Below are 26,430 nucleotides of genomic sequence, written 5' to 3'. Positions count from 1 at the left end.
TGATCAACGATATTAAAAGAGAATTATGCCAAAAAAATCTGCACCACCTGCCAATTTTGAAACGGCTCTGGCCGAACTGGAACAGATCGTTTCCCGCCTCGAATCAGGCGAGTTGCCTTTAGAAGACGCACTCAACGAATTTGAGCAAGGCGTCCAGCTGGCGCGTCAGGGGCAGCAAAAGCTGCAACAGGCAGAACAGCGCGTTCAAATCCTGCTCGACAGCGACAACGACGCTCCGCTGACCCCGTTCACCCCGGAAGCCGAGTAACTGTCATGTCTGAAGCGATCTCCCTTTCCAGCGCTGACGGATTTACGCATGAACTGCGCGCAATGCAACAGCGTGTCGATCAGGTATTAACAGCCTATATCAGCGCACTGCCGCTGGCCGACTTACCGCTGGTTGAAGCCATGCGTTACGGTGCGTTGCTGGGCGGTAAACGTCTGCGTCCGTATCTGGTTTACGCCAGCGGCCAGTTGTTCAGTCTGGATCTGAAAAATCTCGATGCGCCTGCGGCTGCCGTGGAATGCATCCATGCGTATTCGCTGATACACGATGATTTACCGGCCATGGACGACGACGATTTGCGCCGTGGTCAGCCGACCTGCCACATTAAATTTGGCGAAGCCAATGCGATTCTGGCGGGCGATGCTCTGCAAACACTGGCATTTTCGATTCTGGCTGACAGTGAAATGCCGGATGTTGCGGTAAAAGATCGTCTGGCGATGATTTCCGAACTGGCCCTCGCCAGCGGATCCAGCGGGATGTGTGGCGGTCAGGCCCTGGATTTAGCCGCTGAAGGTCAGCAGGTTGACCTCGACGCACTGGAACAAATTCATCGCCATAAAACCGGTGCGCTGATCCGCGCCGCCGTACGCATGGGCGCGCTGGCTGCCGGTGAAACCGGACGTGCTGTTTTACCGATACTGGATAACTACGCGCAGGCTATTGGTTTAGCATTTCAGGTTCAGGACGATATCCTGGACGTGGTTGGCGATACCGCTACGCTCGGCAAACGCCAGGGCGCTGACCAGCAACTCGGAAAAAGTACCTATCCTGCCCTGTTGGGGCTGGACGGCGCAAAGGCTAAGGCCATGGACCTGTATCAGGAAGCCGTTTCCGCACTGGATCAGTTGGCGGCACTTTCTTACAACACAGCGCCACTTCTCGCGTTAGCCAGCTTTATCATTGAACGCGATAATTAAACTTACTATGAGCAACTGATGAGCCTTGAATTAGCCAAATACCCGACACTGGCGCTGGCGGAGAATCCTGAAGATCTCCGTTCACTTCCTAAAGAGAGCTTGCCTAAGCTCTGCGATGAGCTGCGCCAATATTTATTGGCCAGCGTCAGTCAGTCCAGCGGACACTTTGCGTCCGGTCTGGGGACGGTTGAACTGACCGTGGCGATGCATTATGTCTATAACACGCCGTTCGACCACGTTGTCTGGGATGTCGGCCATCAGGCCTATCCGCACAAAATTCTGACCGGTCGCCGTGATCGTATTTCCACCATTCGTCAGAAAGGCGGTCTGCACCCGTTCCCCTGGCGTGGTGAAAGCGAATACGACACCTTATCCGTTGGTCACTCATCGACCTCCATCAGCGCAGGCCTTGGCATGGCGGTGGCTGCTGAACGTGAAGGTAAAGGTCGTCGTACCGTTTGTGTAATTGGCGATGGCGCGATCACCGCAGGTATGGCGTTTGAAGCGATGAACCACGCAGGCGACATCAAACCTGACATGCTGGTTATCCTCAACGACAATGAGATGTCGATTTCCGAAAACGTCGGCGCGCTGAATAATCATCTGGCACAGTTGCTCTCCGGCAAGCTGTATTCGCGTCTGCGTGAAGGCGGCAAGAAAGTCCTGTCTGGCCTGCCACCGATTAAAGAACTGGTGCGCCGTACCGAAGAACATCTGAAAGGCATGATGGTGCCGGGCACGCTGTTTGAAGAGCTGGGCTTTAACTATATCGGGCCGGTCGATGGTCACGACGTGGTGGCGCTGGCGCAAACGCTGAAAAACATGCGTGACCTGAAAGGCCCGCAGCTACTGCATATCATGACGAAAAAAGGCAAAGGCTACGCCCCAGCCGAAAAAGATCCGATCAGCTTCCATGCCGTGCCTAAATTCGATCCGGCTTCCGGCACGTTGCCGAAAAGCAAAGAAGGTCTGCCAACCTATTCGAAGATTTTCGGCGACTGGTTGTGCGAAACCGCAGCCAAAGACAGCAAGCTGATGGCTGTCACGCCAGCGATGCGTGAAGGATCCGGTATGGTGCGTTTCTCGCGTGAATACCCGCAGCAGTATTTCGACGTGGCCATTGCCGAACAGCATGCGGTCACCTTTGCGGCAGGCCTTGCGATTGGCGGATACAAGCCGATTGTGGCGATCTACTCGACGTTTCTGCAACGCGCCTATGATCAGGTGATCCACGATGTGGCGATCCAGAATCTTCCGGTACTGTTTGCTATCGACCGCGGTGGTATCGTCGGAGCGGATGGTCAGACACATCAGGGCGCGTTCGATCTCTCCTTCCTGCGCTGCATCCCAAACATGACCATCATGACGCCGAGCGACGAAAACGAATGTCGGCAGATGCTGCACACCGGTTATCACCATAACAGCGGGCCGGTTGCCGTGCGTTATCCACGTGGTAATGGTACCGGCGCCACCAGTGAACCGCTGGCTTCACTGCCAATCGGTAAAGGCGTCGTGCGTCGTGAAGGCGAGAAAGTTGCGATTCTTAACTTCGGCACATTGTTGCCTGAAGCGCTGGCCGCAGCGGAAAAACGCAACGCGACCGTCGTGGATATGCGCTTTGTGAAACCACTCGATGAAGCACTGATTCAGGAACTGGCGTCAAGCCATGAAGTGCTGGTCACACTGGAAGAAAACGCCATCATGGGGGGGGCGGGCAGTGGCGTGAATGAACTGCTGATGTCCAGACGTATTCTGGTGCCGGTGCTGAATATCGGTCTGGCGGACAGTTTTGTGCCACAAGGCACGCAGGACGAAATTCGTCACGATTTAGGACTGGATGCCGAAGGCATTGACCGTCAGATAACCGACTGGCTGGCCTGATTCCCCTCCCCTCTTTCTACCTGAAAGAGGGGATTTCCCTCTCCATTTTCCCCTTCAGTCACACGAGCTCCCCCTGCTTTAAGCTACAGTTATAGCGTGCTAATCATTTTCAATGATTTTCTGTTATCACTTCATGATTACCAGGAGATGTCATGCAATACACCACATTAGGAAAAACCGGACTAAAAGTATCGAAACTGTGTCTCGGTTGTATGACTTTTGGCGAACCAGATCGCGGCACTCATGCGTGGACGTTACCGGAAGAGAGCAGTCGCCCGATCATCCAGCAGGCCCTGGATGCCGGCATTAACTTCTTTGACACCGCCAACAGCTATTCCGACGGTAGCAGCGAGGAAATCGTTGGCCGCGCCCTGAAGGATTTCGCCAGACGCGATGAGATTGTCGTGGCGACCAAAGTTTACAACGCCGTCACCGGATTAAAACCGGGGCTTTCACGCGCCTCGATTATGCAATCCATCGATGACAGCCTGCGCCGTCTCGGCATGGAGTATGTCGACCTGCTGCAAATCCATCGCTGGGATTACGAAACACCCATTGAAGAAACACTTGAAGCACTGAATGACGTCGTCAAAGCCGGTAAGGCGCGATTTATCGGCGCGTCATCGATGCATGCGCATCAATTCAAACACGCGCTGGATGTCTCTGCGCAAAACGGCTGGGCGAGTTTTGTGTCGATGCAGGATCAGTACAATCTGATCCAGCGTGAAGAAGAAAACGAGATGTACCCGCTGTGTCTGGAAAAGAACATTGCAGTATTGCCGTGGAGTCCGCTGGCGCGCGGCAAACTGACCCGTCCGTGGGGAGAAACCACCGTACGTTCAGTTTCCGATAATTTTGCCAAAACGCTGTATGACGCCACCGATGAAGCTGATGGTAAAATTGCTGAACGTGTCGGGAAAGTAGCGGAAGATCACGGCGTGCCACGCGCACAGATCGCACTGGCGTGGATCCTGAGTAAACACGTCGTGACCGCGCCAATTATCGGCGCTTCGCGCCCCGCTCATCTGGAAGATGCCATTGCCGCGCTGGAGGTGAAACTTTCGATTGAAGAGATCGCCGAGCTGGAAATGGCTTATGTGCCGCATCAGGCGACCGGCTTTCAGTAATATAAACGCGTAAAAAAAGCGTTGTCAGGGAAAACCCGGCAACGCTTTTTTATTACTATCTGAAACGGATCAAAACAGGCCCAGCGGCCAGTGATGCCCCACCAGATAGATAATGGCCGCGCCAAGCACACCGGCGACCACATCATCGATCATGATACCCATTCCGCCCTGCACGTTGCGGTCAAACCAGCGGATCGGCCACGGCTTCCAGATATCCAGCACGCGGAAAACGATAAAGCCAATCAATACCCAGCGCCAGTCGTTGACCGGGATCGCCATCAGGGTGATCCACATGCCAACAAATTCATCCCATACAATACTGCCGTGGTCATGAACCCGCATGTCGCGCGCGGTCTGTCGGCAAAGATAAACCCCGATACAAATACTGAACATGACAATCATGGAATACACCTGCCACGGCAGGTAGGTCATGACAATCCAGAACGGGATCGCAGCGATGGAGCCCGCAGTGCCCGGACCAACAGGGAATAAACCGCTGCCAAAACCGGTCGCCAGTAAATGCCACGGATTACGCAGATCAAGACGCTTTTTAGCCGCAGCCATGTCCTGAACCGGATCACCGGTTTTTCCCTTGTACCCCGCCGGGCGTTTTTTACGGCCAATATTCACAACAATTCCTCTCCGGCAAAGTGGTCAAAACCTTGCCATTCAAGTTCTACCGGTACGCCAGAACGCATAAACTTAATACCTTCTGAAAGCGGCGCAATCTGGCCAACACAGGTAAAGTTGACACCCAGATGGCTCAGTGCCACATCCAGCGCACCGCGGTTAATTTCCGGCACAGTGAAGCAAAGTTCATAATCTTCGCCTCCGGTCAGCGCCCATTTCAGCGCCTGCTCAGGATCGGCAACTTTATTCAATGCAGCCGATAATGGGATCGCATCAAGATCGAGCCGCGCGCCACATTCACTGGCAGTCAGTATATGTTTAAGATCCGACATCAACCCGTCAGAAAGATCGATAGCAGATGTTGCTAAATCGCGCAGCGCCTGCCCTTGCAGAACGCGTGGCGAAGGCCGCAGATGGCGTTTGAGCAGAAATTCGCGGTTATCGGTATCAGTAACATTCAGCTGTTCCAGCAGAATAGCGAGCCCCGCAGCACTGTCACCGAGGGTACCGGTGACGAAGATCCAGTCACCAATGCCTGCACCGGAACGGGTTAATGCACGCCCCACAGGCACCAGCCCCTGAATGGTTAACGTCATGCTCAGCGGGCCACGCGTAGTGTCACCGCCAATCAACTGCATGCCGTAATAATTGAGTTGTTCAAACAGACTGTCGCTGAATGCCTGCAACCAGTCGGTGTTCACTTCCGGCAGCGTCAGGGCCAGCGAAACCCAGGCAGGATCGGCGCCCATCGCGGCCAGATCGCTCAGGTTGACCGCCAGCGCTTTATAGCCCAGGTCGGAAGGTGAAATAGTTTTTAGAAAATGGATACCTTCGACCAGCGTATCGGTACTGACTGCTAATAGCTGCTTCTCGCCAACCGTCAGTAAGGCACAATCATCACCAATGCCTAAATGCACATCCTGCCGGGCAGTTCTGAACCGGTTAAAGTAGCGAGTGATGACATCAAATTCGCCGCATGCCATAGTACATTTCCAAATCGTTAGAATGACTTAAGGCCGGAAATCCGGCCTTAAGAAGGGTGTCACACAAAGGATAAACGCAGTGACATCACCAGATTATCAACAGAGCCAGAAATCAACCGAAAATGACTGTCGCCATTTGTGAACGAGGCTGACCCTTTTTGACGATCACTTTTTACGAATATGTGGGCCTGCTTTATCCAGCACACCATTGACGAACTTATGACTGTCTTCAGCCCCAAAAGTTTTGGCCAGTTCGATAGCTTCGTTGATCGCCACTTTATAAGGAACGTCCTGGCGTTTGCTCAGCTCAAACAGAGCCAGACGCAAAATAGCTCTTTCCACCTGGCCCAGTTCATCCAACTGGCGGGACAGGTATGGCGCCATCAGTGCATCGAGTTTCTCAGCACTGTTTGCTACACCAGCCAGCAGTTCGCGGAAATAGGCAATGTCTACGTCTTTGACATCCTGCTCGGTCAGGAATTCTAATTCAACATCGGCGATGTCATTTTTCGACAACTGCCAGGAGTAAAGCGCCTGAACGGCACATTCACGGGCGCGGCGACGAGCAGCAGGTTTCACGGATTTCCCCTTAACTAGATTCAGGCCTTAATAGCCTTGATAACATTAATCATTTCAAGCGCGGTCAGTGCAGCTTCTGCACCCTTGTTACCGGCTTTTGTCCCTGCGCGTTCGATGGCTTGTTCAATGCTTTCTGTCGTCAGCACACCAAAGGCCACCGGGATTTCGCTGTTCATGGCAACGCTGGACAGGCCAGAGCTGCATTCGCCCGCTACAAATTCAAAGTGGGCAGTGCCCCCGCGGATCACGGTGCCAAGTGCAACAACCGCATCATACTTACCGCTTTCAGCCAGTGCGCGGGTTGCCAGAGGCAATTCGTATGCGCCCGGGACCCAGACTACGGTGATGTTGTCATCGCTGACCTGACCAATACGTTTCAACGCATCAACAGCGCCAGAGAGCAGGCTGTCGTTGATAAAATTGTTAAAACGAGCAATCGCGATCGCTACGCGCGCGTTAGGCGTGGCTACAACACCTTCGATAACGTTCATAGTTTTCCTTAAAGTGGGTTCAGGAGTTTCTCAACCCCAGCCGCAGGGGGGCGGATTCTATCATAAAATTACCCTGTCTGGACATGCGCTTTTAACGTCATTCCGCAGGGAGGAGTAAAATTCTCAATACACCGGTTTCAGGCGCAAACGTAAGTCAGAGCCGACCTGACGGATATCATTGAAAACAAATTCAGGGGCATCCGCCAAATGCTGCAATCCTGGCAGTTCACACAGTGCGCGGCCATTATCGCCCAATAACTTAGGCGCCATATAAACGATTAATTCATCAACCAGACCGGCTTGTAATAAGGCACCGGCCAGTTGTGCACCGGCTTCCACCCAGATGGAATTTATCTGCCGTTTCGCCAGTTGCATCATCAGCAGAACCAGATCAATACGGTTGTCGCGCCCGGCCACACGCCATTGCTCGACGGATCCCGGCCAGACTTGCGTGTCAGCTTCCAGCCGCGCCAGCCAGACTTCACCGGGTAAATTCACCAACTGATGCTGTGGCGTCACGCGATTCTGACTGTCGAGAATAACCCGCAGCGGTTGACGCAGATTTTCCTCGGGATAAATCGCCTGCACCTCACTGCCCAGTTCGCTCCAGCGTACATTCAGCGAAGGATTGTCCGCGAGAACAGTGGCACTGGTGCTCAGAATCGCCGAGCTTTCAGCGCGAAAACGCTGAACATCAGCACGGGCGGCAGCCGAGGTGATCCACTGGCTTTCGCCCGAGGCCATCGCAGTTCTGCCATCTAAAGACGCGCCCATTTTGAGCTGAACATAAGGGAAACCGGTCCGCATTCGTTTCAGGAACCCCAGATTCACGGCTTCAGCCTGCGGATGCATCAGCCCGTGGCTGACATCAACGCCGTTTTGTTTGAGGCGGTATAAACCACGCCCCGCGACTTCCGGGTTAGGATCCTGCATCGCGGCGACAACACGGGCAACACCTGCTGCCAGTAATGCATCGGCACACGGCGGCGTGCGACCATGATGACTGCACGGCTCCAGCGTCACATAGGCTGTCGCCCCTTTCGCTTTCTCACCTGCCATGCGTAATGCGTGGACTTCAGCATGTGGTTCGCCGGCACGCAAATGATAGCCCTCACCGACGATTTCGCCATTTAAGACAATGACACAACCGACGTTGGGATTAGGTGTCGTGGTGAAACGCCCGCGACGCGCCAGCTCGAAAGCCCGCGCCATGTAGTGTTCATCGGTAGGGTTTTCGGCAACTTGTTGGTCAGGCGACATCAGCTTTCCTTAATCCTGAAGACGGGCGATTTCTTCACCAAATTCACGAATATCTTCGAAACTGCGATACACCGATGCAAAGCGGATATAGGCGACTTTATCCAGCCCTTTCAGGGCGTCCATTACCAGATTGCCGATCATTTTGGCCGGAATTTCACGTTCACCGGTCGCACGCAACTGCGACTTAATGTGGCTGATGGCCGTTTCGACGTCATCGGAACTGACCGGGCGTTTTTCCAGTGCTTTCAGAAAGCCACTGCGAAGTTTGTCTTCGTTGAACGGTTCACGAACTTCATTGCTTTTAATGACGCGAGGCATCACCAGTTCCGCCACTTCAAACGTGGTGAAACGTTCATGGCACACCAGACACTGACGGCGACGGCGAACCTGCGATCCATCGCCTACCAGACGGGAATCGATGACTTTAGTATCAACAGCGGCACAAAATGGGCAATGCATAGCACTTCCTGATCGCGAACTCAATTGGACATTAGTTTAACCCGAAGTTTGCCGACAACAAAGGCTGTCGCTACTTTCATCCACATCGGGTTAAACTTAACTATCAATATTGGTGCCCGGACGGAATGTTTCAACGGGCAGATGAAAGGAAGTCTCTGATATGACAAAACACCCACGCCTTTTGCTGATCTGCGCCGCATTGTTCAGCCTGACGGGTTGCGCGACGCAAAATTCACAAATCCCGGAGCTGAAAACAGAAGTCGGTCAGCTCAATCAAAAACTGCAACGCCTGACGGATCTGGCCATCGCGCTGGAGCAGCAAACCACGCTCAACCGCCAGTCAAATAATGGTGTCTATTTGTTACCTGCAGCCAAAAGTGCCGCCTTGCTGAAAAGTAATATTGGTGAATTAAGTGTTCAGTTGATCCGCGTCGCCCCGGATGCCAGCGGCGTAGAGGCCGTGCTGGAAATCAAAAACAATGCGGGCCAGCCATTGCCGCCGTTTACGGCTTCCCTGAGCTGGGGGCAGCTCGACCCGGTCACGGGCAAACCGCTGACTGTTGATATGCAAACCCAGACCATTAGCGTCGAGCCAGACCTCTTGCCAGGCCCGGTGAAAACGGTCGATGTGAAGTTTAATCAGGTCACTGTCGAAACTCTGGGATTTGTTCACCTGCATAATATTGTGGCGACACCGCAGGCACAGCCCGTCGTTACCAGATAAAGACAACGAGTTGCAGATGAAAAAAAACCCCGCATTGCGGGGTTTTTGTTTTCTTTTCCGAACGGGACAACCATCGGCAACTTACGGAAGAATGGAAGGCTGATCAGCGCCCTCTTTTTCCACTTTCTGCTGCAGCATGTGTTCACGCTTCATGCCCAGTTTCAGAGCCAGCGCGGACGCCACGTAGATGGACGAAACCGTACCAATCGACACACCAATCAGCATGGTCAGTGAGAAGCCTTCCAGCAACGCACCGCCAAAGATATAGAGCATCAGTACCACCATCAGCGTGGTCGCTGAAGTCATAATGGTACGGCTTAACGTCTGGGTCAGGGACACGTTCATGATTTCGTAAGAGTTCCCGCGACGAATTTTGCGGAAGTTTTCACGAATACGGTCCGATACCACGATGGAGTCATTCAGCGAGTAGCCGATAACTGACATCAGGGACGCGATGATGGTCAGATCAATTTCGATCCTGAACAGTGACAATACGCCCATGGTGATGATCACGTCGTGCGCCAGTGCGATTACCGCCCCCAGCGCCAGTCGCCATTCAAAACGGAAACCGACGTAAATCAGGATACAGATCAACGCCATCAGCAGGGCCATGCCACCAGCCTGCGCCAGATCACTCCCCACGCTCGGGCCGACAAACTCGACACGTTTCACGGTCGCGTCTTTATCGATATCCGCGTTCACCAGACTAAGGACTTTATTTCCCAGTTCCTGACCGGCATTACCCGATACAGGTGGAAGACGAACCATCACATCACGGCTGCTACCGAAGTTCTGAACCACAGGATCCTTGAATCCTGCTTTTTCCAGATCGGCACGCATTACGTCCAGGTTAGCGGGCTGGCTAAGGCTGATTTCAATGACGGTACCGCCGGTGAAATCCAGACCCCAGTTGAACCCGCGAACACCCATAATCGCAACGGATGCGATAAACAACAGGCCTGAAATACAGAAGGCCACGTTGTCCCAGCGCATAAAGTCGATGACTTTACGGCCGTAGTTCAGTTGTTCAACAGTATATGGTTGTTGCTGTGCCACAACGCACTCCTCAGATAGACAGCTTTTTAATGCGTTTGCCGCCGTAAACCAGGTTCACGATGGCACGGGTCCCCACGATCGACGTAAACATCGAGGTTGCCACACCGATAGCGGTGGTGATAGCAAAGCCTTTAATCGAACCGGTACCCACTGCATAAAGAATAATTGCCGTGATCAGGGTCGTAATGTTGGCATCAACGATACTTGAGAACGCGCCTTTATAGCCTTCATGAATCGCCTGCTGAACGGAACGTCCGTTCTTCAGCTCTTCCTTGATACGTTCGTTTATCAGTACGTTGGCGTCGACGGCCACCGCCAGCGTCAGGACGATACCGGCAATACCCGGCATGGTCAGCGTCGCACCAGGCAGCAGAGACATGATCCCGACAATCAGGATCAGGTTAGCGACCAGCGCTGTCGTGGCGATAATGCCGAACTTACGGTACCAAACCACCATGAACAGAATGGATGCCACCAGACCCCACAAGCACGCTTCCAGACCCTGAGTGATGTTTTGCATCCCTAAGGTCGGGCCGATAGTACGCTCTTCAACTATCTGAATTGGCGCGATCAACGCACCGGCGCGCAACAGAAGGGACAACTGGCGGGCTTCATTCGGATCGTTCACTCCGGTGATACGGAAGCTGTTACCCAGGCGTGACTGAATGGTCGCCACGTTGATAACTTCTTCCTGCTTCGCCAGAATCGCACGGCCATTGGCATCTTTCTTACCGCTGTCTTTGTACTCCACGAACAAGGTTGCCATCGGTTTACCGATGTTATCCTTGGTGAAGTTAGACATGGCGTTACCGCCAGCGCTGTCGAGAGAGATGTTAACCTGCGGCTGATTGTACTCATCCATGCTGGATGTGGAATCAGTGATGTGGTCACCGGTCAGGATCACGCGTTTGTACAGAACAACCGGACGGCCATCACGCATGTTTTTGACTTCGCTGTCGCCCGGCACACGACCGGTTGAAGCAGCAGAAGCATCTACATTGGTGTTAACCAGACGGAATTCCAGTGTCGCGGTCGCGCCCAAAATTTCTTTAGCGCGCGCAGTATCCTGAATACCCGGTAACTCAACCACGATACGGTCAGCACCCTGACGCTGTACCAGCGGCTCGGCCACACCCAGTTGGTTTACACGGTTACGCAGGATGGTGATGTTTTGCTGAACGGCATACTCGCGGGCTTCACTCAGGCGAGCATCAGTCATCACTACACGGATAGCATTGTCGCCACTGTTAGTGATCACTAAATCGCGGTGACGTGGGCTCAGGTAGCTGACCGCAGAATCACGGGTAGCAGCATCGCGGAAACGCACTTCAACGCCATAGTTGTCGAGCTTACGCACCGTGGCATAAGGAATATTCTTGTCGCGCAGGTCGCTGCGCATGTTGTCCATCGTCTGCTCTTGCAGCTTACTCAGCGCGGTATCCATATCCACTTCCATCAGGAAGTGAACACCCCCACGCAAGTCGAGGCCCAGCTTCATCGGCTCAGCGCCCAGCATGCTCAACCAGCGCGGCGTTGCCGGCGCGAGGTTCAGTGCAATAACAAACTTGTCGCCCAACGCTTCAGTCAGCGCTTCACGTGCACGAAGCTGTACATCCGTGTCGTTAAAACGGGCAAGAATAGCGCCATTCTCCAGAGCAACTGATTTGATCTGGATTTTGCTTTGATCTAATACGTTACGGACTTGGTCCAGCGTTGCTTCACTGGCGTCGGAACCCCGAGCACCAGTGATTTGAACAGCCGGATCCTCACCATAAAGGTTGGGAAGTGCATAAAGCAGCCCGACGATGACCACAACGATCAACATCAGATACTTCCACGCAGGATAACGGTTTAACACGGCAGTTCCCTTCGGGAAAATCGAAAATTAGATAGACTTCATCGTGCCTTTTGGCAGAACTGCTGCCACGAAGTCACGTTTGATCATCACTTCGTTAGTGTCGTTCAGTGCAATAACCACATAACCGGTTTCGGCTACTTTGGTTACGCGACCAATCAGGCCACCCGTGGTCATGACTTCGTCACCTTTACCGATAGAGTCCATCAGTTTTTTGTGTTCTTTAGAACGTTTCTGCTGCGGGCGCAGGATCATGAAATAGAAAATCAGACCAAAAACCACCAGCATGATAACCAGAGAGTAAGGACTTCCCTGTGACGGTGCGCCGGTCGCTGCGACTGCATCGGAAATGAAAAGACTCATTTAAATTCCCTCATTGTTGTTGTGAAGCAAATTGATGTAAAACAAACCGAGAATCCGACCCGGAGTCTGCGATGAAACGTCTCGCACAATACCCCATAATGCCGGTCCAAGAAATTATAAAATCGGCACCCTCTTTCGAAGATGCCGACACGAGAAAGAAATCAGAAGTTTAAAGGCGGAACAGGCTTGCCTTTACGCTCGTAGAAGTCTGTCACAAACGCTTCTAATTTACCCTCTTCGATAGCCTGGCGTAAACCGGCCATCAGACGCTGGTAATAGCGCAGATTATGGATCGTGTTTAGCCGCGCACCGAGAATTTCGTTGCAACGGTCAAGATGATGCAAGTAGGCACGGCTATAATTGCGACATGTGTAACAATCACAATGTTCATCCAGCGTCGACGTATCATCTTTATGCTTGGCATTACGGATTTTTACGATGCCGTCAGTGACAAACAGGTGACCGTTACGCGCGTTACGCGTTGGCATCACGCAGTCAAACATATCGATACCGCGACGCACGCCTTCAACCAGATCTTCCGGTTTACCGACACCCATCAGATAGCGAGGTTTGTCTTCCGGAATTTGCGGACAAACGTGCTCCAGAATACGGTGCATGTCTTCCTTCGGCTCGCCCACTGCCAGGCCGCCCACAGCGTAACCATCAAAGCCGATATCTACCAGCCCTTTTAATGATACATCTCGTAAATCTTCGTAAACGCTGCCCTGAATAATCCCGAACAAAGCATTCTTATTATTCAACTCGTTGAAGCGATCGCGACTGCGTTTTGCCCAACGCAAAGACATCTCCATCGAGCGTTTTGCATAATCCCAGTCAGCAGGATATGGCGTACATTCATCGAAGATCATTACGATGTCGGAACCCAGATCGTTTTGGATTTCCATGGATTTTTCCGGACTAAGGAACACCGGGTCACCGTTGATCGGGTTACGGAAATGCACACCCTCTTCTTTGATTTTACGCATCGCGCCCAGGCTGAACACCTGGAAGCCACCTGAATCGGTGAGGATCGGGCCATGCCAGTTCATGAAATCATGCAGATCGCCATGCAGTTTCATGATTTCCTGCCCCGGACGCAGCCACAGGTGGAAAGTGTTGCCCAGCAAAATCTGTGCACCGGTGTCTTTGACTTCTTCCGGGGTCATGCCTTTTACGGTGCCGTAAGTGCCCACTGGCATAAATGCCGGGGTTTCGACCACGCCACGTTCAAAGATCAGACGCCCGCGACGTGCGCGGCCATCGGTCGTGCTTAATTCGTACTTCACATTGCCTCCAGCATCAGAGAAACAGTCTGATGAGGTTAAATCCGTGGCATGACGCCCGGAAGAGAAAGCCCGGATGCACCGGGTGCGACCAGGCCGGTAATTATTAACTCAAGGTTACTGGCCGACCACTTCCTGCGGCGCCAGCGGGTTACGGTTGATGAACATCGCATCACCATAACTGAAGAAACGGTACTGTTCAGCCACCGCCTGATGGTAAGCATTCATGGTATTTTTATACCCGGCAAACGCCGACACCAGCATGATCAGCGTCGATTCCGGCAGATGGAAATTCGTGATCAGGGAATCAATTACCTGATAGTGATAGCCCGGATAAATGAAAATCTTGGTATCGCCGAAGAACGGCGCAATCAGTGCATCTTCACTGGCCTTCGCCGCACTTTCCAGCGAACGCACAGAGGTTGTTCCCACTGCTACCACTTTATTGCCACGCGCTTTGCAGGCCAGCACCGCATCCACAACGTCCTGAGGCACTTCGGCATACTCAGCATGCATGATGTGGTCTTCAATGGTGTCCACACGAACCGGCTGGAAGGTGCCTGCCCCCACATGCAGCGTCACAAAAGCGAACTCCACGCCTTTGGCTTTCAACGCATCCATCAGCGGCTCATCGAAATGCAAGCCAGCAGTGGGCGCAGCTACCGCACCCGGACGCTCGCTGTAGACGGTCTGATACAGTTCACGGTCGGCATCTTCATCAGGACGGTCAATATACGGCGGCAGCGGCATATGGCCGATTTCGTTGAGCAGAGTAAAGACATCACGATCTTCATTAAATTCCAGCTCAAACAACGTATCGTGGCGCGCCACCATCGTTGCTTTAATATCTTCTTTATCACCGAGCAGCAGTTCTGCGCCCGGTTTTGGCGATTTGGACGCACGCACATGGGCCAGAACGCGGTGTGAATCCAGCACGCGCTCAACCAGCACTTCAATTTTACCGCCGCTGACCTTGCGGCCAAACACACGAGCCGGGATCACTCGGGTATTGTTAAATACCAGCAAATCGCCGGGATGAATTTTATCGAGAATATCAGTGAACACGCCGTGCGTTAACTCACCGCTTGGCCCGTCCAGAGACAACAAACGACAGCCGCTGCGCTGGGTCTGCGGATAGCGGGCAATCAGGGATTCAGGGAGTTCAAAAGAAAAATCGGCAACACGCATGGTTTTTCACTTCACTTAACGACAAAAACAGGCGGCTTAGTCTAGTGGGACGGGGCATCCCCTGCAAGCTTCTGCGCGAATAAAGGCATCCGCTGCCCTGTCGGAGATCAACTTTCCTGCGTTATACTTCGCGAATGAATTTTTTAGCCCACCTCCATCTGGCCTCACTGGCCAAAAGTTCACTGACCGGAAATCTGCTGGCAGACTTCGTTCGCGGCAATCCTGACGGTCAGTTCTCTGATGAGATCGTCAGCGGCATCCGTATGCACCGCCGCGTGGATGTCATGACCGATTCACTGCCGGAAGTGAAAATTGCCCGCAGTTATTTCCGTGAAGATTTTCGCCGCGTCGCACCGATAACGCTCGATGTCGTCTGGGATCACTTCCTTTCCCGTCACTGGGTCAGCATTCATCCGCAGCAATCACTGGAAGATTTTCTTGACGGCTGTCAGCAGGAAATTGAACCTCAGTTGCCTGAAATGCCGGAACGTTTCCAAAATCTGAACGCTTATCTCTGGCCTGAACGCTGGATGGAACGTTACGCGGTGCTGCCTTTTATTGGCGACGTATTGCGCGGTATGGCCAACCGGCGGCCAAAACTTGCCGCACTGACCGGCTCTTTCCATGATATCGAACTCAATTACGACGCCCTCGAGCAACTGTTCTGGCAGTTTTATCCGGTGATGATGCAACAGGCGAGAGACCGGCAAATCTGACAAATACCCCTAATTTTGTGGATTACCCCGCAATTCTCTGCAAAACGAAAAAGTAGTTGTTAAAAAGTTTGAGACTTACTTCAAAGACTGATAGCCGGATGCTATCTGATTGATTGGTGCGATGGGGTTTATTCACCCGAAGGTTGCCCCTATACTGGCAGTCGTTTTGTTCACCCTTTCCTTCTCACCTACGACGCCCGGAAGGGTTTCATAAGGAGTAATAATATGGTTCTGGTAACTCGTCCAGCCCCTGACTTCACCGCAGCAGCAGTACTGGGCAGCGGCGAAGTAGTTGAAAACTTCAACTTCAAAAAACACACTGCAGGCAAACCTACTGTTATCTTCTTCTGGCCAATGGACTTCACTTTCGTCTGTCCTTCTGAACTGATCGCTTTCGATCACCGTTACGAAGAATTCCAGAATCGTGGCGTAGAAGTGGTAGGCGTCTCCTTCGACTCCGAGTTCGTTCACAATGCATGGCGTAACACCCCTGTAGAGAAAGGCGGCATCGGTCCTGTTAAGTACGCGATGGTTGCTGACATCAAACGCGAAATCCAGAAAGCCTACGGTATCGAACATCCGGACGCTGGCGTTGCACTGCGCGGCTCTTTCCTGATCGACAAAGAAGGCGTTGTTCGTCACCAGGTCGTTAACGATCTGCCACTGGGTCGTAACATCGACGAAATGCTGCGTATGGTTGACGCGCTGCAATTCCACGAAGAGCACGGCGAAGTGTGCCCGGCTCAGTGGGAAAAAGGCAAAAAAGGCATGGGCGCATCCCCGGATGGCGTGGCTAAATATTTGTCTGAAAACGCATCAAACCTGTAATCCTTTAGCGGATTTCACGGTCAATAACGGTCAGCCTCGCTGGCCGTTTTTTTTGCCTGCTATCCGGCACGATCACATTTTCCCGCCTCCCCTTCCCGCTCCCGGTCATTTACGTCTACGCTGAAAAATAGCCTGACCGTCTCATTATGGCGTGCCGTTTGCATAAAGAGTGTCAGACTGAAAAAACAAAAAAGCTTTATCACACAATAACCTGAAGGTTATGACTCAAAAGACAGGGTAATAGACAGGAGCCCCTATGTTACGGAAATCACTCATCGCGCTGGCCATGCTGACCAGCCTGCCGTTGTACGCCGCATCGAATCCCGCGGTGGAAGCCAAAAATGGCATGGTCGTCACCTCGCAATATCTGGCGTCTCAGGTCGGCGTCGATATTCTGAAAATGGGCGGCAACGCCATCGATGCTGCCGTGGCTGTCGGCTACGCGCAGGCCGTCGTCAACCCATGCTGTGGCAATATCGGTGGCGGAGGCTTCATGACGGTGCATCTTGCCGACGGTAAAGACACCTTCATCAACTTCCGCGAAACCGCCCCGGCCGCCGCCAGTGCCAATATGTATCTGGATGCCGACGGCAACGTGAAGAAAGGGGCCAGTCTGTATGGCTATCTCGCCGCAGGCGTGCCGGGTACGGTATTGGGCATGGATACCGTGCAGAAAGAATACGGCAAACTGACACGCCAGCAGGTAATGGCGCCGGCGATTAAACTCGCCCGTCAGGGATTTGTACTGACCCGTGCTGATACCGATATTCTTGATACCACCGTCAAACGCTTCAAAGAAGATCCCGAAGCCGCGCGCATTTTCCTGCGCAAAGACGGCAGCCCGCTGCAACCCGGCGACAAACTGGTACAAACCGATTTAGCCAACACGCTGGAGTCCATATCGAAACATGGCCCGGATGCGTTCTACAAAGGCAAAATCCCGGCAGCGGTCGAAGCGGCCTCTAAAAAAGGTGGCGGAATCCTGACCGCAGCGGATTTCGCGAATTATAAAGTCACCGAAGACGCCCCGATCGCCTGCAGCTATCGCGGTTATAAATTTGTCTCAGCGCCACCGCCAAGCTCCGGCGGTGTTACGATGTGTGAAATCCTTAACATCGTTGAAGGCTATGACCTGAAGAGCATGGGCTTCAATTCAGCGGCATCGATTCACGTCCTCACCGAAGCCATGCGCCATGCGTATATGGACCGCAATACCTATCTCGGCGATCCGGAATTCGTGAAAAACCCGATCGACCGGCTGGTCAGTAAAAGCTATGCCGAAGAAATCCGTAAGAAAATAGAAGCGGACAAAGCCACGCCGTCCACTGCCGTTCAGCCGGGTATGGAACCGCACGAGAAACCGGAAACCACGCATTATTCCATCGTCGATAAAATGGGTAACGCGGTGTCCACCACCTACACAGTGAATGGCCGCTTTGGTTCTGTCGTGATTGCACCGGGCACCGGCTTCTTCCTGAATGACGAAATGGATGACTTCACCACCAAAGTCGGCGAGAAAAACCTGTACGGTCTGGTACAGGGAACCAAAAATGCCATCGCCCCCGGTAAGCGCCCACTATCCTCTATGAGCCCGAGTCTGGTGACCAAAGACGGTAAAATCTTCATGGTTCTGGGATCGCCTGGCGGTTCGCGCATCATCACCATTACCCTGCAGGCGGCGCTGAATGTCATCGATTACGGCATGGCACCACAGGAAGCCGTGGATGCGCCACGTATTCATCATCAGTGGTTGCCGGATGAAGTGTATTACGAGCAGCGCGGCGTTTCTCAGGACAGCCTGAATATCCTGCAGAAGATGGGTTACAAAATGGTGGAACAGACGCCATGGGGTGCGACGGAGCTGATTATGGTGGGGTTACCGGGTGCGGCCGGTGTGACATCGGCGAACTCAGGTAATGACTCGGCGGTGTCAGGCAAGGTTCGCGAAGGTTATCTGTATGGCGCGAATGATGTGCGACGTCCCGCAGGAGCCGCCATCGGTTATTAACTGGCATCCTTCAAGCTATCTCTGCGTTGGCTGCCTTCATTCACCCCGGTCACTTACCTGTAGTAAAAAGCCCCCGATATCATCTGATATCGGGGGCTTTAAAATTTACCGAAAGGTAAGTGCTTGCTTACGCTTTATTGCTCAGTGCCAGTGCTTCTTTCTTACGGTCGTTGCGGCGTTTAAAGGCATAACCGACCAGTAGCGCCACCACCCAAACCATCCCCACATACAACGAAATACGGGTATCCGGGAAGTAACCAATCAGGCCGATGATGAACACCAGGAAAATAATACCGAACACCGAGGTATAAACGCCGCCACGCAGCGGAAACTCCAGCTCTTTCACCTGTTGTTTGCTCAGTTTGCGACGGAAACCAATCTGCGAGAACAGGATCATAATCCACACCCAGACCGTTGCGAAGGTCGCCAGAGACGCAATCACCAGAAACACAGCCGATGGCATGACGTAGTTCAGATAAACCGCCACCAGCAGTGCCGCCATCATCACCAGAACGGTGACCCACGGCGTGCCCAGACGCGATACCTTGCTGAACATTTTCGGTGCCTGCCCCTGCTCTGCCATTCCGTGCAGCATACGGCCCACGCCGAACACATCACTGTTAATGGCAGAAAGCGACGCGGTAATCACCACAAAATTCAGGATCGTCGCCGCAGCAGTAATGCCCATGTGCTGGAAAGTCAGCACGAACGGACTGCCCTGCGTCCCCACCTGATTCCACGGGAAAATAGACATGATCACAAACAGCGTACCCACATAAAATACCAGAATACGCAGCGGTACTGAGTTGATGGCTTTCGGAATAGATTTCTTTGGGTCTTCCGCTTCACCGGCCGTGATCCCGATGATCTCGATGCCGCCGTAAGCAAACATCACCAGTTGTAAGGACAAAATCGTCCCCATGATACCCTGACTGAAGAAGCCACCATGACTCCACAGATTGTGGATACCGGTCGCCTGCCCGCCATTGCCGATACCCCAGAAGATAATCCCAAAGCCTGCCACGATCATGATGATGATGGTCAGCACTTTAAAGAAGGAGAACCAGAACTCCAGCTCGCCGAAGACTTTCACGCTGACCAGATTGATCGCACCGATGATCAACACCACGCTGAGCACCCAGGTCCATTGCGGCACATCCGGGAACCAGACGCCCATATAAATGCCGAACGCGGTTACATCAGCGATAGCGACGATCAGGATTTCGAAACAGTACGTCCAGCCGGTAATGTAACCCGCCATCGGCCCGAGATAATCTTGCGCATAACGCGAAAATGAACCGCTCTGCGGGTTGTTAACCGACATCTCACCGAGAGCACGCATGATGATAAACGCGATAATCCCGCCGACCAGATACGCCAGCAATACGCTCGGTCCGGCCATTTTAATCGCATCTGCCGAGCCATAAAACAGACCAGTTCCGATGGCTGAGCCCAGTGCCATAAAGCGGATATGGCGCGTTGTCAGGCCACGTTTTAACTTCGTGCCCGGCGCTTCGTTCTGCGCTATTGGTTGTTCAGCTTCTTGCTGCATGTGCATTAACCCGTGTTGTTTTTTTAAATATCAAAAATCGTATTCTAAAAAATGACTTTTAGCCTGCCAATGAAAAAGCCACGGAAGGGTTCTCCGTGGCCTGATTGGCGAAACATTCGTCAGACGATCATGCTTTTATGTCTTCGAACATTCACCCGGTGATCATTGGTGCGCGGTTACGCTGCGCGGGCCGCTGATTTTGTCATAAATCCCGACCAGCACCAGCATTAATAATGACGGGGGTAACCAGGCAAGACCTTGTGCAGCCAGGGGCAGGTTTGCGGTCCACGCTGGCATCAGGTCAACAAAAGCAGACGCCTTGATACCATCAACAATGCCGAACACCAGGCTTACCAGCATGACCGGCGCCACGATACGCGTGGTGCTGTTCCACCAGCGCAGGGTGAAACTCAGCACAACCAGCGCGATACATGGCGGATAAATCGCCGTCAGTACCGGTACTGAAATCGCAATCAGATGGCTCAGGCCCAGGTTGGACACCAGCATGGAGAACAGGCCCAGAATGAAGACCAGTGTTTTGTAAGACAGCGGCAGATACTGAGCAAAGAATTCCGCACAGGCACAGGTCAGGCCAACCGCCGTCACCATGCAGGCGATGAAAATCAGCGCACCGAGGAAGAAGCTGCCCACACCGCCGAAGGTATGTGCCACATAGGCATGCAGAATAATCGCACCGTTGGTCGCGTCAGGCACCAGTGAAGCGCTGTTTTCGCCGAGCTTGAACAGGCTCAGGTAAACCAGCATCAGCCCCAGACCGGCAATCAGCCCGGCCAGCACGGTATAACGGGTCAGCAGTTTGGCGTCAGACACACCACGGGAACGCGCGGCATTGACGATAACAATACCGAACACCAGCGCACCCAGCGTATCCATGGTCAGATAGCCGTTAACGAAACCGCTGGAGAACGGCACTGTCTGGTAAGCATCCACCGCTGGCATCGGAGAACCGGCTGGCCAAAGTACGGCAGCAATACCCAGTGCAGCCAGCGCCACCATTTTCAGCGGCGCGAGGAAATGGCCGACAGTATCAAGCAAACGTCCCGGATACAGGGAAATGCCGATGACCAGGGAGAAATAGATCACGCTATAAATCAGCAGAGGCAGCGGGCCGTCACCGGTCATCGGTGCGATACCCACCTCAAAAGAAACGGTGGCCGTGCGTGGCGTGGCAAACAGCGGGCCAACAGCCAGATAACACACAGTGGCCAGAAGAATACCGGCACCACGACCAATTGGCGTACTCAGGGCATCGACACCGCCACCGACGCGTGCGAGTGCAATTACCGTCATCACCGGAAGTCCGACTGCGGTGATCATAAAGCCGGCAGCAGCCCACCAGACGTCATGACCTGCCTGCAAACCAACCATTGGCGGGAAAATGATATTCCCCGCCCCGACGAATAAGGCGAAGGTCATGAAACCCAGCGCCAGAATATCTTTATTTGTTAAACGAGTACTCATGATGGGTGTCGTGTTGCCTGTTCAAATGAATAAAGTGTCCGATGCTGCCGTCGTGCCACGTCGTCAGAAAGATGAATGGCATATAACAGCCAAAGAGCACCCATGTGAGGAGCGAAGTGAGCAAAAACGCCTGATGATATGCAGATGATTACGTTGTTATGCAGGGAGTATCGAGCGACAGCGCGGGCTAAGGTAATCTTTTATAGCGTATAAAGGCAAGCCGGGATCCAAAAAGCAGAGTGTTTAACCAAATTAATGTTACAAGGCAGGTGTATTCACTAAATACTGCGATAAACACACCATATGATATGTATGATTTTTGAACTAATGAAGCACAAGATATGCTCCGATAAGATGAAAAATGCGTGAAATCACCACTTTCAGGTTATTTCACGCACAGTTTACAGCATATTTACAAGGTCATCATTTGACCTCTTTCAGGGTTTACCAGACGCGGGCAGCAATATCGACCACCAGTTTTAGTTTTTCCCACTGCTGCGCTTCGGTCAGGCTGTTGCCCTCTTCCGTTGACGCAAAGCCACATTGCGGGCTGAGGCAAATCTGGTTGATATCCAGATATTCCGCCGCCTCGGCCAGACGTGATTCCACGGTTTTTGCCAGTTCAAGCTCACCGGACTTGGTGGTGATCAATCCCAGAACCGCCTGCTGATGGCCTTTCTTAATAAAACGCAGCGGTTCGAAGCCACCGGAGCGCTCGTTGTCATATTCCAGGAAGAAGGCATCGATGTTCACGCCACCAAACAGGATCTCCGCAACAGGTTCATAGCCGCCTTCAGAAATCCAGGTGGAACGGAAGTTCCCGCGACAAACATGCAGACCAATCACCAGATCATCAGGTTTACCGGCAATCGCTTTATTCAGCACGTCAGCGTAAGTACGTGCTAACTCTTCCGGAGAATCGCCACGCTCGCGGATCTGCTTCTTCTGATCTTCAGAACACAGATAAGCCCAGACGGTGTCATCGAGTTGCAGATAACGGCAACCGGCATCGTAAAACGCTTTAATCGCATCACGGTAAACCTGCGCCAGATCGTCAAAATACGCTTTCAGATCCGGATACACTTCTTTGCTGATGGCGTTACGGCCACCGCGGAAATGCATCACACTCGGGCTTGGAATGGTCATTTTCGGCACTGCATTTCCGCTGATGCTTTTCAGGAAACGGAAATCTTCCAGCATCGGGTGCGAGCCGAAACCGAGCTTGCTGACCACTTTAATGCTGCGCGCTTTAGTCTGTACGCCGTTGAACTGGATCCCCTGCACCGCATCGTAACCTTCCACACCTTCCAGACCTTCGAAGAAATCGAAGTGCCACCATGCGCGGCGGAATTCACCGTCAGTGACCACTTGCAGACCCGCTTCGCGCTGCAAGTCCACCACGCGGCGAATTTCGGTGTCTTCCACGGCTCGCAGTTGCGCGGCATCAATCTCACCGGCCTGAAACTGCTTACGGGCTTCTTTAATCGCCGCCGGACGCAGGAAACTGCCAACGACGTCTGCACGGAATGGAGGGGTTGTACGTTGCATGAAGAACTCCTTAATAACATCCCGCCGGTGGCGAAATGCGAATGATTCACAAAGTAAATAATTACACTGCGTTATATTTAGACATCTGGATGTCTAAACGTCTTTAAGAAGATACTGTCATGCAAGGTGTTAACGGGCAACAGAGGAATTTTCATGGGACATGAATAAAGTTCATGATCGCTTCATCATTTTTCATGATGCTGGACAATATTCGCCCCATTGCGATCTGTAGTAATAAATACTATAGTTCATTTTACCAGGGACGATGACATGAACTGTTTACGTATTTTTGTTACAGAGGATTTTCACGACTTCATGACCGCCAGCAAACTGTCGGAAAAGGATATCCTCAAGTCAGCACATGAACTGGCAAACGGACTTTTTGATGCGGATTTGTCCGGCAACGTTTACAAGAAGAGAATTGCACCGTCAGGGAGATCAAAGTCAGGGTTTGGCCGGGCAGTCATCGCTTTTCGTTTTGAAGATAAGATCTTTTATATCGACGGGTGGCTGAAAAATAGTGTCCGCAAGAAAGGCAATGAAATTCCCGACAAACTTCTGTCTTTATATAAAGCAATTGCTAAAGATTTGCTCAACTTCACAGAGCTTCAACTCGAAACCGAACTTCGAAATGGATTAATTAAAGAGGTGATTTCTAATGGTTGATGAACGTTTGCTAAAAATGCAGCGGATGGCTCAACGCTTCCATGATTCATCTGGCGTGGTAACACAAACCACGATGCGTGAAATTAACAAAATTGTTGATGAAGCCGTTCAGGAGGAAAGACTGAAAGCCTTCGCAGAAAGCTCTGCTGAACGCATTCGCGCTTTGCGTGAAAAAGAAAAAATCAGTCAGGGCGTACTGGCAAGACTCATCAATATGTCCGCCAACAGCATTCAAAAATGGGAGCGGGATGAAACCAAACCCACCGGAGCGGCGCTGATCTTACTGATGCTAATTGAAGAAAAAGGTTTACAGATCATCTGCTAAAAGAAGCCACAGCTTGTTGCTGTGGCTTGATTTTTATCCCTTTACGCCGCTTTGGCTGGCCTGTTCCTGAGGAACAATCAACTTCGGCGCCAGCGTAAACATAAACCGGGTACCGACGCCGACTTCACTCATGACTTCGAGTTTGGAGTGGTGATGGCTGAGCGCATGTTTGACGATTGCCAGTCCCAGTCCGCTGCCGCCGGTCTGACGTGAACGGGCTTTATCGACGCGGTAGAAACGTTCGGTCAGGCGCGGCAGGTGCTGCGGCGCAATGCCCGGTCCGTTGTCGCTGATCTGGAACTGTGCGCCATGCGGCGTTTGTTGCCAGCTGACTTCAATCCGTGTCCCCGCTGGCGTGTGGTTAACCGCGTTATACACCAGGTTCGACACCGCGCTGCGCAGTTGATCTTCATTACCAAAGACCTTCAGCTTGTCGTTTACGCGAAACACCACTTCATGCCTGCCGTTGCTTAACGTTTGCACTTCACGTTCGAGCATGCCGAGCATCACCGGAATATCCACTTTCTCGTGCAAATCAATATTCGCTGAGGCTTCGATTTTCGACAGCGTCAGCAGCTGTTTCACCAGCCCGTCCATCCGCCGCGTCTGTTCCTGCATGGTATCCAGCGCTTTAGTGCGGAAAGGCTCTTCCAGCTTGGCGTCTTCCATCATTTCCAGATACCCCTGCAATACCGTCAATGGGGTTCTCAGTTCATGACTGACGTTAGCGAAGAAGTTACGCCGTGCGCCTTCAAGCTGACGCATCTGGGTCACGTCGCGTGCCACCATCAGCAGTTGTCCTTCGGAATAAGGCATGACGCGAAACTCGACATAATGCTCATTATTGAGTTGTAAATTCAGCGCCCGGCTGAAATCGCGGGTCTGGATCCACAGCCGGAATTCCGGATAACGCAACAGGTTGAAGATATGTTGCCCGTTATCTTCCGGCCAGCGGAAACCGAGCAAATCCTGCGCCAGTCCGTTACACCAGAAAATATTGCCTTCTTCAGTGGTCAGCACCACGGCATCCGGCAGCGATTCGGCACCGCTGCGAAAACGTTTGATGAGCTGACCTAATTCGCGACGGCGACGCCGGTTGCGCATCTGCATCTGGTTCAGCCCGTAAAACAGCGGCTCCCAGCTCCAGCGCCCATTCGGTGGCGTAATGCTGCGGTCGAGCCACAGCCAGTGAGAGAGTTTAAGCTGGTTGTAATAATTCCAGCCCAGTGCCGCCATCAGCGACACCAGGAGGAGCCAGCCGAAATGGCCGACGAAAATACCGAGAATTAACGCTGGCAGGCAAAAGAGAAACAATTCACCCGCCAGTCGTTTCCATGACAAACGTTCTAGCACACAGATTCTCCGCTGTGAGGGCTCAATAACGCGTTGAAAAACGGTATCCGGTACCACGAACAGTCTGGATCATTCTGTCATGTCCACTGGTTTCCAGCGCCTTACGTAAACGACGAATATGCACGTCAACCGTGCGATCTTCCACATAAACGTTAGTGCCCCAGACGTTATTGAGCAACTGTTCGCGGCTGTATACACGTTCGGAATGGGTCATAAAGAAGTGTAATAACTTAAATTCGGTCGGCCCCATATCGAGCGCCTGCTCGTTGGCCATCACCCGGTGAGACGACGGATCCAGGCTTAACCCCTGCATGTCGATCACTTCTTCCACCGCCATTGGCGAGATGCGACGCATCACGGCTTTAATGCGGGCAACCAGTTCTTTCGGAGAAAACGGTTTGGTGATGTAATCATCGGCACCCACTTCAAGGCCGCGCACCCGATCTTCTTCTTCACCGCGTGCGGTCAGCATCATCACCGGAATTTCGCGGGTCAGAGCCTCACGTTTAAGATGCTTAATAAACTGAATACCGGAACCGCCAGGTAACATCCAGTCAAGCAGGATCAGTTCAGGGTAAGGTTCAACAAGCTGCCCAATCGCTGAATCAAAATCCTCAGCTTCTACGGCCTGATAGCCATTTTGTTCCAGTACAAAACACACCATTTCACGGATTGGAGCTTCGTCTTCAACCACCAATATACGTCTAGCCATCGTAGGTCCTGCCAATAGGTTAGCGATCTTTTATTTGATTGCGGGCGCCATTATGCGTCAGTTTTGTGACAGATTTATGAATGAAAAGAATGGTTCATTACAGTCAACTATGACAGATAATTTCCGGCCATCTTGCTGAAATTGGTCTGATTTATCGG

General features: G+C 52.5%; 26 protein-coding genes. 10 read left to right on the top strand and 16 right to left on the bottom strand.

Going from position 1 to position 26,430, the window contains the following annotated elements; translation table 11 throughout:
* Positions 1-25: 25 nt before the first annotated feature.
* The 4 genes from xseB (at position 26) to EX31_RS22150 (ending at position 4,211) form a co-directional block, all read left to right on the top strand.
* The gene (xseB, locus tag EX31_RS22165; RefSeq protein ID WP_013576657.1) at positions 26-268 is read left to right on the top strand and encodes an exodeoxyribonuclease VII small subunit; all 243 of its coding nucleotides are present in this window, start codon (positions 26-28) and stop codon (positions 266-268) included.
* A gap of 5 nt (positions 269-273) precedes the next feature.
* A complete protein-coding gene (gene ispA / locus EX31_RS22160; RefSeq protein WP_037036807.1) occupies positions 274-1,203 on the top strand; it encodes a (2E,6E)-farnesyl diphosphate synthase in 930 nt (309 codons plus the stop codon).
* An 18-nt stretch (positions 1,204-1,221) separates the two neighbouring features.
* Positions 1,222-3,084 (top strand): 1-deoxy-D-xylulose-5-phosphate synthase, encoded by a 1,863-nt coding sequence (gene dxs / locus EX31_RS22155; protein ID WP_013576659.1) that lies wholly within the window; start codon positions 1,222-1,224, stop codon positions 3,082-3,084.
* Positions 3,085-3,236: 152 nt separating this feature from the next.
* Complete coding sequence (locus EX31_RS22150) at positions 3,237-4,211, top strand: aldo/keto reductase (RefSeq protein ID WP_037036805.1); 975 nt, start codon at positions 3,237-3,239, stop codon at positions 4,209-4,211.
* A gap of 69 nt (positions 4,212-4,280) precedes the next feature.
* On the opposite strand, the gene pgpA is transcribed toward EX31_RS22150, so the two are convergent.
* The 6 genes from pgpA to nrdR all read right to left on the bottom strand — a co-directional run bounded on the left by pgpA (position 4,281) and on the right by nrdR (position 8,613).
* Complete coding sequence (gene pgpA / locus EX31_RS22145; protein WP_015690311.1) at positions 4,281-4,775, bottom strand: phosphatidylglycerophosphatase A; 495 nt, start codon at positions 4,773-4,775, stop codon at positions 4,281-4,283.
* Positions 4,776-4,837: 62 nt separating this feature from the next.
* On the bottom strand, positions 4,838-5,824 hold the full coding sequence (thiL, locus tag EX31_RS22140) for a thiamine-phosphate kinase (protein WP_037036804.1): 987 nt from the start codon (positions 5,822-5,824) through the stop codon (positions 4,838-4,840).
* Positions 5,825-5,989: 165 nt separating this feature from the next.
* Positions 5,990-6,403, bottom strand: coding sequence for a transcription antitermination factor NusB (gene nusB / locus EX31_RS22135; protein ID WP_013576663.1), 414 nt, complete (start codon positions 6,401-6,403; stop codon positions 5,990-5,992).
* 20 nt (positions 6,404-6,423) lie between these two features.
* On the bottom strand, positions 6,424-6,894 hold the full coding sequence (ribE, locus tag EX31_RS22130) for a 6,7-dimethyl-8-ribityllumazine synthase (protein WP_013576664.1): 471 nt from the start codon (positions 6,892-6,894) through the stop codon (positions 6,424-6,426).
* 123 nt (positions 6,895-7,017) lie between these two features.
* Positions 7,018-8,154 (bottom strand): bifunctional diaminohydroxyphosphoribosylaminopyrimidine deaminase/5-amino-6-(5-phosphoribosylamino)uracil reductase RibD, encoded by a 1,137-nt coding sequence (ribD, locus tag EX31_RS22125; protein WP_037036803.1) that lies wholly within the window; start codon positions 8,152-8,154, stop codon positions 7,018-7,020.
* A gap of 9 nt (positions 8,155-8,163) precedes the next feature.
* Positions 8,164-8,613 carry a transcriptional regulator NrdR gene (gene nrdR / locus EX31_RS22120; RefSeq protein WP_013576666.1) on the bottom strand — a complete coding sequence of 150 codons (450 nt, stop codon included), beginning with the start codon at positions 8,611-8,613 and terminating at the stop codon, positions 8,164-8,166.
* Between the two features lie 160 nt (positions 8,614-8,773).
* Here nrdR and EX31_RS22115 point away from each other — a divergent pair, with 160 nt between their 5' ends.
* On the top strand, positions 8,774-9,337 hold the full coding sequence (locus EX31_RS22115) for a DUF3251 domain-containing protein (RefSeq protein ID WP_037036802.1): 564 nt from the start codon (positions 8,774-8,776) through the stop codon (positions 9,335-9,337).
* Between the two features lie 81 nt (positions 9,338-9,418).
* Here EX31_RS22115 and secF read toward each other — a convergent pair whose 3' ends face one another.
* From secF to queA, 5 genes are all read right to left on the bottom strand, one after another.
* A complete protein-coding gene (secF, locus tag EX31_RS22110) occupies positions 9,419-10,330 on the bottom strand; it encodes a protein translocase subunit SecF (protein ID WP_049804364.1) in 912 nt (303 codons plus the stop codon).
* A 73-nt stretch (positions 10,331-10,403) separates the two neighbouring features.
* Entirely contained in the window at positions 10,404-12,251 is a 1,848-nt protein-coding gene (gene secD / locus EX31_RS22105; protein ID WP_015690312.1) for a protein translocase subunit SecD, read from the bottom strand.
* A 27-nt stretch (positions 12,252-12,278) separates the two neighbouring features.
* Positions 12,279-12,611, bottom strand: a complete 333-nt coding sequence (gene yajC, locus EX31_RS22100) for a preprotein translocase subunit YajC (RefSeq protein ID WP_013576670.1) — start codon at positions 12,609-12,611, stop codon at positions 12,279-12,281.
* A gap of 161 nt (positions 12,612-12,772) precedes the next feature.
* Entirely contained in the window at positions 12,773-13,897 is a 1,125-nt protein-coding gene (gene tgt / locus EX31_RS22095; RefSeq protein ID WP_013576671.1) for a tRNA guanosine(34) transglycosylase Tgt, read from the bottom strand.
* Between the two features lie 114 nt (positions 13,898-14,011).
* A complete protein-coding gene (gene queA / locus EX31_RS22090; protein ID WP_037036801.1) occupies positions 14,012-15,082 on the bottom strand; it encodes a tRNA preQ1(34) S-adenosylmethionine ribosyltransferase-isomerase QueA in 1,071 nt (356 codons plus the stop codon).
* 134 nt (positions 15,083-15,216) lie between these two features.
* On the opposite strand from queA, the gene EX31_RS22085 reads away from it, so the two are divergent.
* The 3 genes from EX31_RS22085 to ggt all read left to right on the top strand — a co-directional run bounded on the left by EX31_RS22085 (position 15,217) and on the right by ggt (position 18,634).
* Positions 15,217-15,798, top strand: coding sequence for an ACP phosphodiesterase (locus tag EX31_RS22085; protein ID WP_037036800.1), 582 nt, complete (start codon positions 15,217-15,219; stop codon positions 15,796-15,798).
* 225 nt (positions 15,799-16,023) lie between these two features.
* On the top strand, positions 16,024-16,626 hold the full coding sequence (locus tag EX31_RS22080; protein ID WP_013576674.1) for a peroxiredoxin C: 603 nt from the start codon (positions 16,024-16,026) through the stop codon (positions 16,624-16,626).
* 256 nt (positions 16,627-16,882) lie between these two features.
* Positions 16,883-18,634, top strand: coding sequence for a gamma-glutamyltransferase (gene ggt, locus EX31_RS22075; protein WP_037036799.1), 1,752 nt, complete (start codon positions 16,883-16,885; stop codon positions 18,632-18,634).
* A gap of 127 nt (positions 18,635-18,761) precedes the next feature.
* Here the strand turns inward: ggt and proY are convergent, their stop codons facing one another.
* From proY to EX31_RS22060, 3 genes are all read right to left on the bottom strand, one after another.
* Positions 18,762-20,192, bottom strand: coding sequence for a proline-specific permease ProY (gene proY, locus EX31_RS22070; RefSeq protein WP_013576676.1), 1,431 nt, complete (start codon positions 20,190-20,192; stop codon positions 18,762-18,764).
* Positions 20,193-20,348: 156 nt separating this feature from the next.
* Positions 20,349-21,668, bottom strand: coding sequence for a branched-chain amino acid transport system II carrier protein (gene brnQ, locus EX31_RS22065; protein WP_013576677.1), 1,320 nt, complete (start codon positions 21,666-21,668; stop codon positions 20,349-20,351).
* Between the two features lie 444 nt (positions 21,669-22,112).
* A complete protein-coding gene (locus EX31_RS22060; protein ID WP_037036798.1) occupies positions 22,113-23,216 on the bottom strand; it encodes a cobalamin-independent methionine synthase II family protein in 1,104 nt (367 codons plus the stop codon).
* Between the two features lie 270 nt (positions 23,217-23,486).
* Between EX31_RS22060 and EX31_RS22055 the strand changes: the two genes are divergently transcribed.
* Positions 23,487-23,882, top strand: a complete 396-nt coding sequence (locus EX31_RS22055) for a type II toxin-antitoxin system RelE/ParE family toxin (RefSeq protein ID WP_037036797.1) — start codon at positions 23,487-23,489, stop codon at positions 23,880-23,882.
* A complete protein-coding gene (locus EX31_RS22050) occupies positions 23,875-24,207 on the top strand; it encodes a helix-turn-helix domain-containing protein (protein WP_013576680.1) in 333 nt (110 codons plus the stop codon). The genes EX31_RS22055 and EX31_RS22050 overlap by 8 nt, the downstream gene beginning before the upstream one ends.
* Before the next feature lie 33 nt (positions 24,208-24,240).
* On the opposite strand, the gene phoR is transcribed toward EX31_RS22050, so the two are convergent.
* Complete coding sequence (gene phoR / locus EX31_RS22045) at positions 24,241-25,560, bottom strand: phosphate regulon sensor histidine kinase PhoR (protein WP_037036796.1); 1,320 nt, start codon at positions 25,558-25,560, stop codon at positions 24,241-24,243.
* A gap of 22 nt (positions 25,561-25,582) precedes the next feature.
* Entirely contained in the window at positions 25,583-26,272 is a 690-nt protein-coding gene (gene phoB / locus EX31_RS22040; protein WP_013576682.1) for a phosphate response regulator transcription factor PhoB, read from the bottom strand.
* Positions 26,273-26,430: the final 158 nt, after the last annotated feature.

The organism is Rahnella sp. WP5, from assembly GCF_000745615.1.
Classification (GTDB): domain Bacteria; phylum Pseudomonadota; class Gammaproteobacteria; order Enterobacterales; family Enterobacteriaceae; genus Rahnella; species Rahnella aceris.
The sequence above is the reverse complement of the archived record's forward strand: the minus strand, read 5'-3'. Positions and strand labels throughout refer to the sequence as shown.

What these genes read in the sequence shown, in the direction of transcription:
- EX31_RS22050 (WP_013576680.1), top strand. Translation starts at nt 23,875, where the DNA reads ATGGTTGATGAACGTTTGCTAAAAATGCAGCGGATGGCTCAACGCTTC.
- ribD (WP_037036803.1), bottom strand. Translation starts at nt 8,154, where the DNA reads ATGTCGCCTGACCAACAAGTTGCCGAAAACCCTACCGATGAACACTAC.
- EX31_RS22080 (WP_013576674.1), top strand. Translation starts at nt 16,024, where the DNA reads ATGGTTCTGGTAACTCGTCCAGCCCCTGACTTCACCGCAGCAGCAGTA.
- ispA (WP_037036807.1), top strand. Translation starts at nt 274, where the DNA reads ATGTCTGAAGCGATCTCCCTTTCCAGCGCTGACGGATTTACGCATGAA.
- queA (WP_037036801.1), bottom strand. Translation starts at nt 15,082, where the DNA reads ATGCGTGTTGCCGATTTTTCTTTTGAACTCCCTGAATCCCTGATTGCC.
- thiL (WP_037036804.1), bottom strand. Translation starts at nt 5,824, where the DNA reads ATGGCATGCGGCGAATTTGATGTCATCACTCGCTACTTTAACCGGTTC.
- xseB (WP_013576657.1), top strand. Translation starts at nt 26, where the DNA reads ATGCCAAAAAAATCTGCACCACCTGCCAATTTTGAAACGGCTCTGGCC.
- nrdR (WP_013576666.1), bottom strand. Translation starts at nt 8,613, where the DNA reads ATGCATTGCCCATTTTGTGCCGCTGTTGATACTAAAGTCATCGATTCC.
- EX31_RS22115 (WP_037036802.1), top strand. Translation starts at nt 8,774, where the DNA reads ATGACAAAACACCCACGCCTTTTGCTGATCTGCGCCGCATTGTTCAGC.
- dxs (WP_013576659.1), top strand. Translation starts at nt 1,222, where the DNA reads ATGAGCCTTGAATTAGCCAAATACCCGACACTGGCGCTGGCGGAGAAT.
- EX31_RS22085 (WP_037036800.1), top strand. Translation starts at nt 15,217, where the DNA reads ATGAATTTTTTAGCCCACCTCCATCTGGCCTCACTGGCCAAAAGTTCA.
- phoB (WP_013576682.1), bottom strand. Translation starts at nt 26,272, where the DNA reads ATGGCTAGACGTATATTGGTGGTTGAAGACGAAGCTCCAATCCGTGAA.
- EX31_RS22150 (WP_037036805.1), top strand. Translation starts at nt 3,237, where the DNA reads ATGCAATACACCACATTAGGAAAAACCGGACTAAAAGTATCGAAACTG.
- yajC (WP_013576670.1), bottom strand. Translation starts at nt 12,611, where the DNA reads ATGAGTCTTTTCATTTCCGATGCAGTCGCAGCGACCGGCGCACCGTCA.
- ggt (WP_037036799.1), top strand. Translation starts at nt 16,883, where the DNA reads ATGTTACGGAAATCACTCATCGCGCTGGCCATGCTGACCAGCCTGCCG.
- secF (WP_049804364.1), bottom strand. Translation starts at nt 10,330, where the DNA reads ATGCGCTGGGACAACGTGGCCTTCTGTATTTCAGGCCTGTTGTTTATC.
- ribE (WP_013576664.1), bottom strand. Translation starts at nt 6,894, where the DNA reads ATGAACGTTATCGAAGGTGTTGTAGCCACGCCTAACGCGCGCGTAGCG.
- EX31_RS22055 (WP_037036797.1), top strand. Translation starts at nt 23,487, where the DNA reads ATGAACTGTTTACGTATTTTTGTTACAGAGGATTTTCACGACTTCATG.
- proY (WP_013576676.1), bottom strand. Translation starts at nt 20,192, where the DNA reads ATGCACATGCAGCAAGAAGCTGAACAACCAATAGCGCAGAACGAAGCG.
- EX31_RS22060 (WP_037036798.1), bottom strand. Translation starts at nt 23,216, where the DNA reads ATGCAACGTACAACCCCTCCATTCCGTGCAGACGTCGTTGGCAGTTTC.
- brnQ (WP_013576677.1), bottom strand. Translation starts at nt 21,668, where the DNA reads ATGAGTACTCGTTTAACAAATAAAGATATTCTGGCGCTGGGTTTCATG.
- pgpA (WP_015690311.1), bottom strand. Translation starts at nt 4,775, where the DNA reads ATGGCTGCGGCTAAAAAGCGTCTTGATCTGCGTAATCCGTGGCATTTA.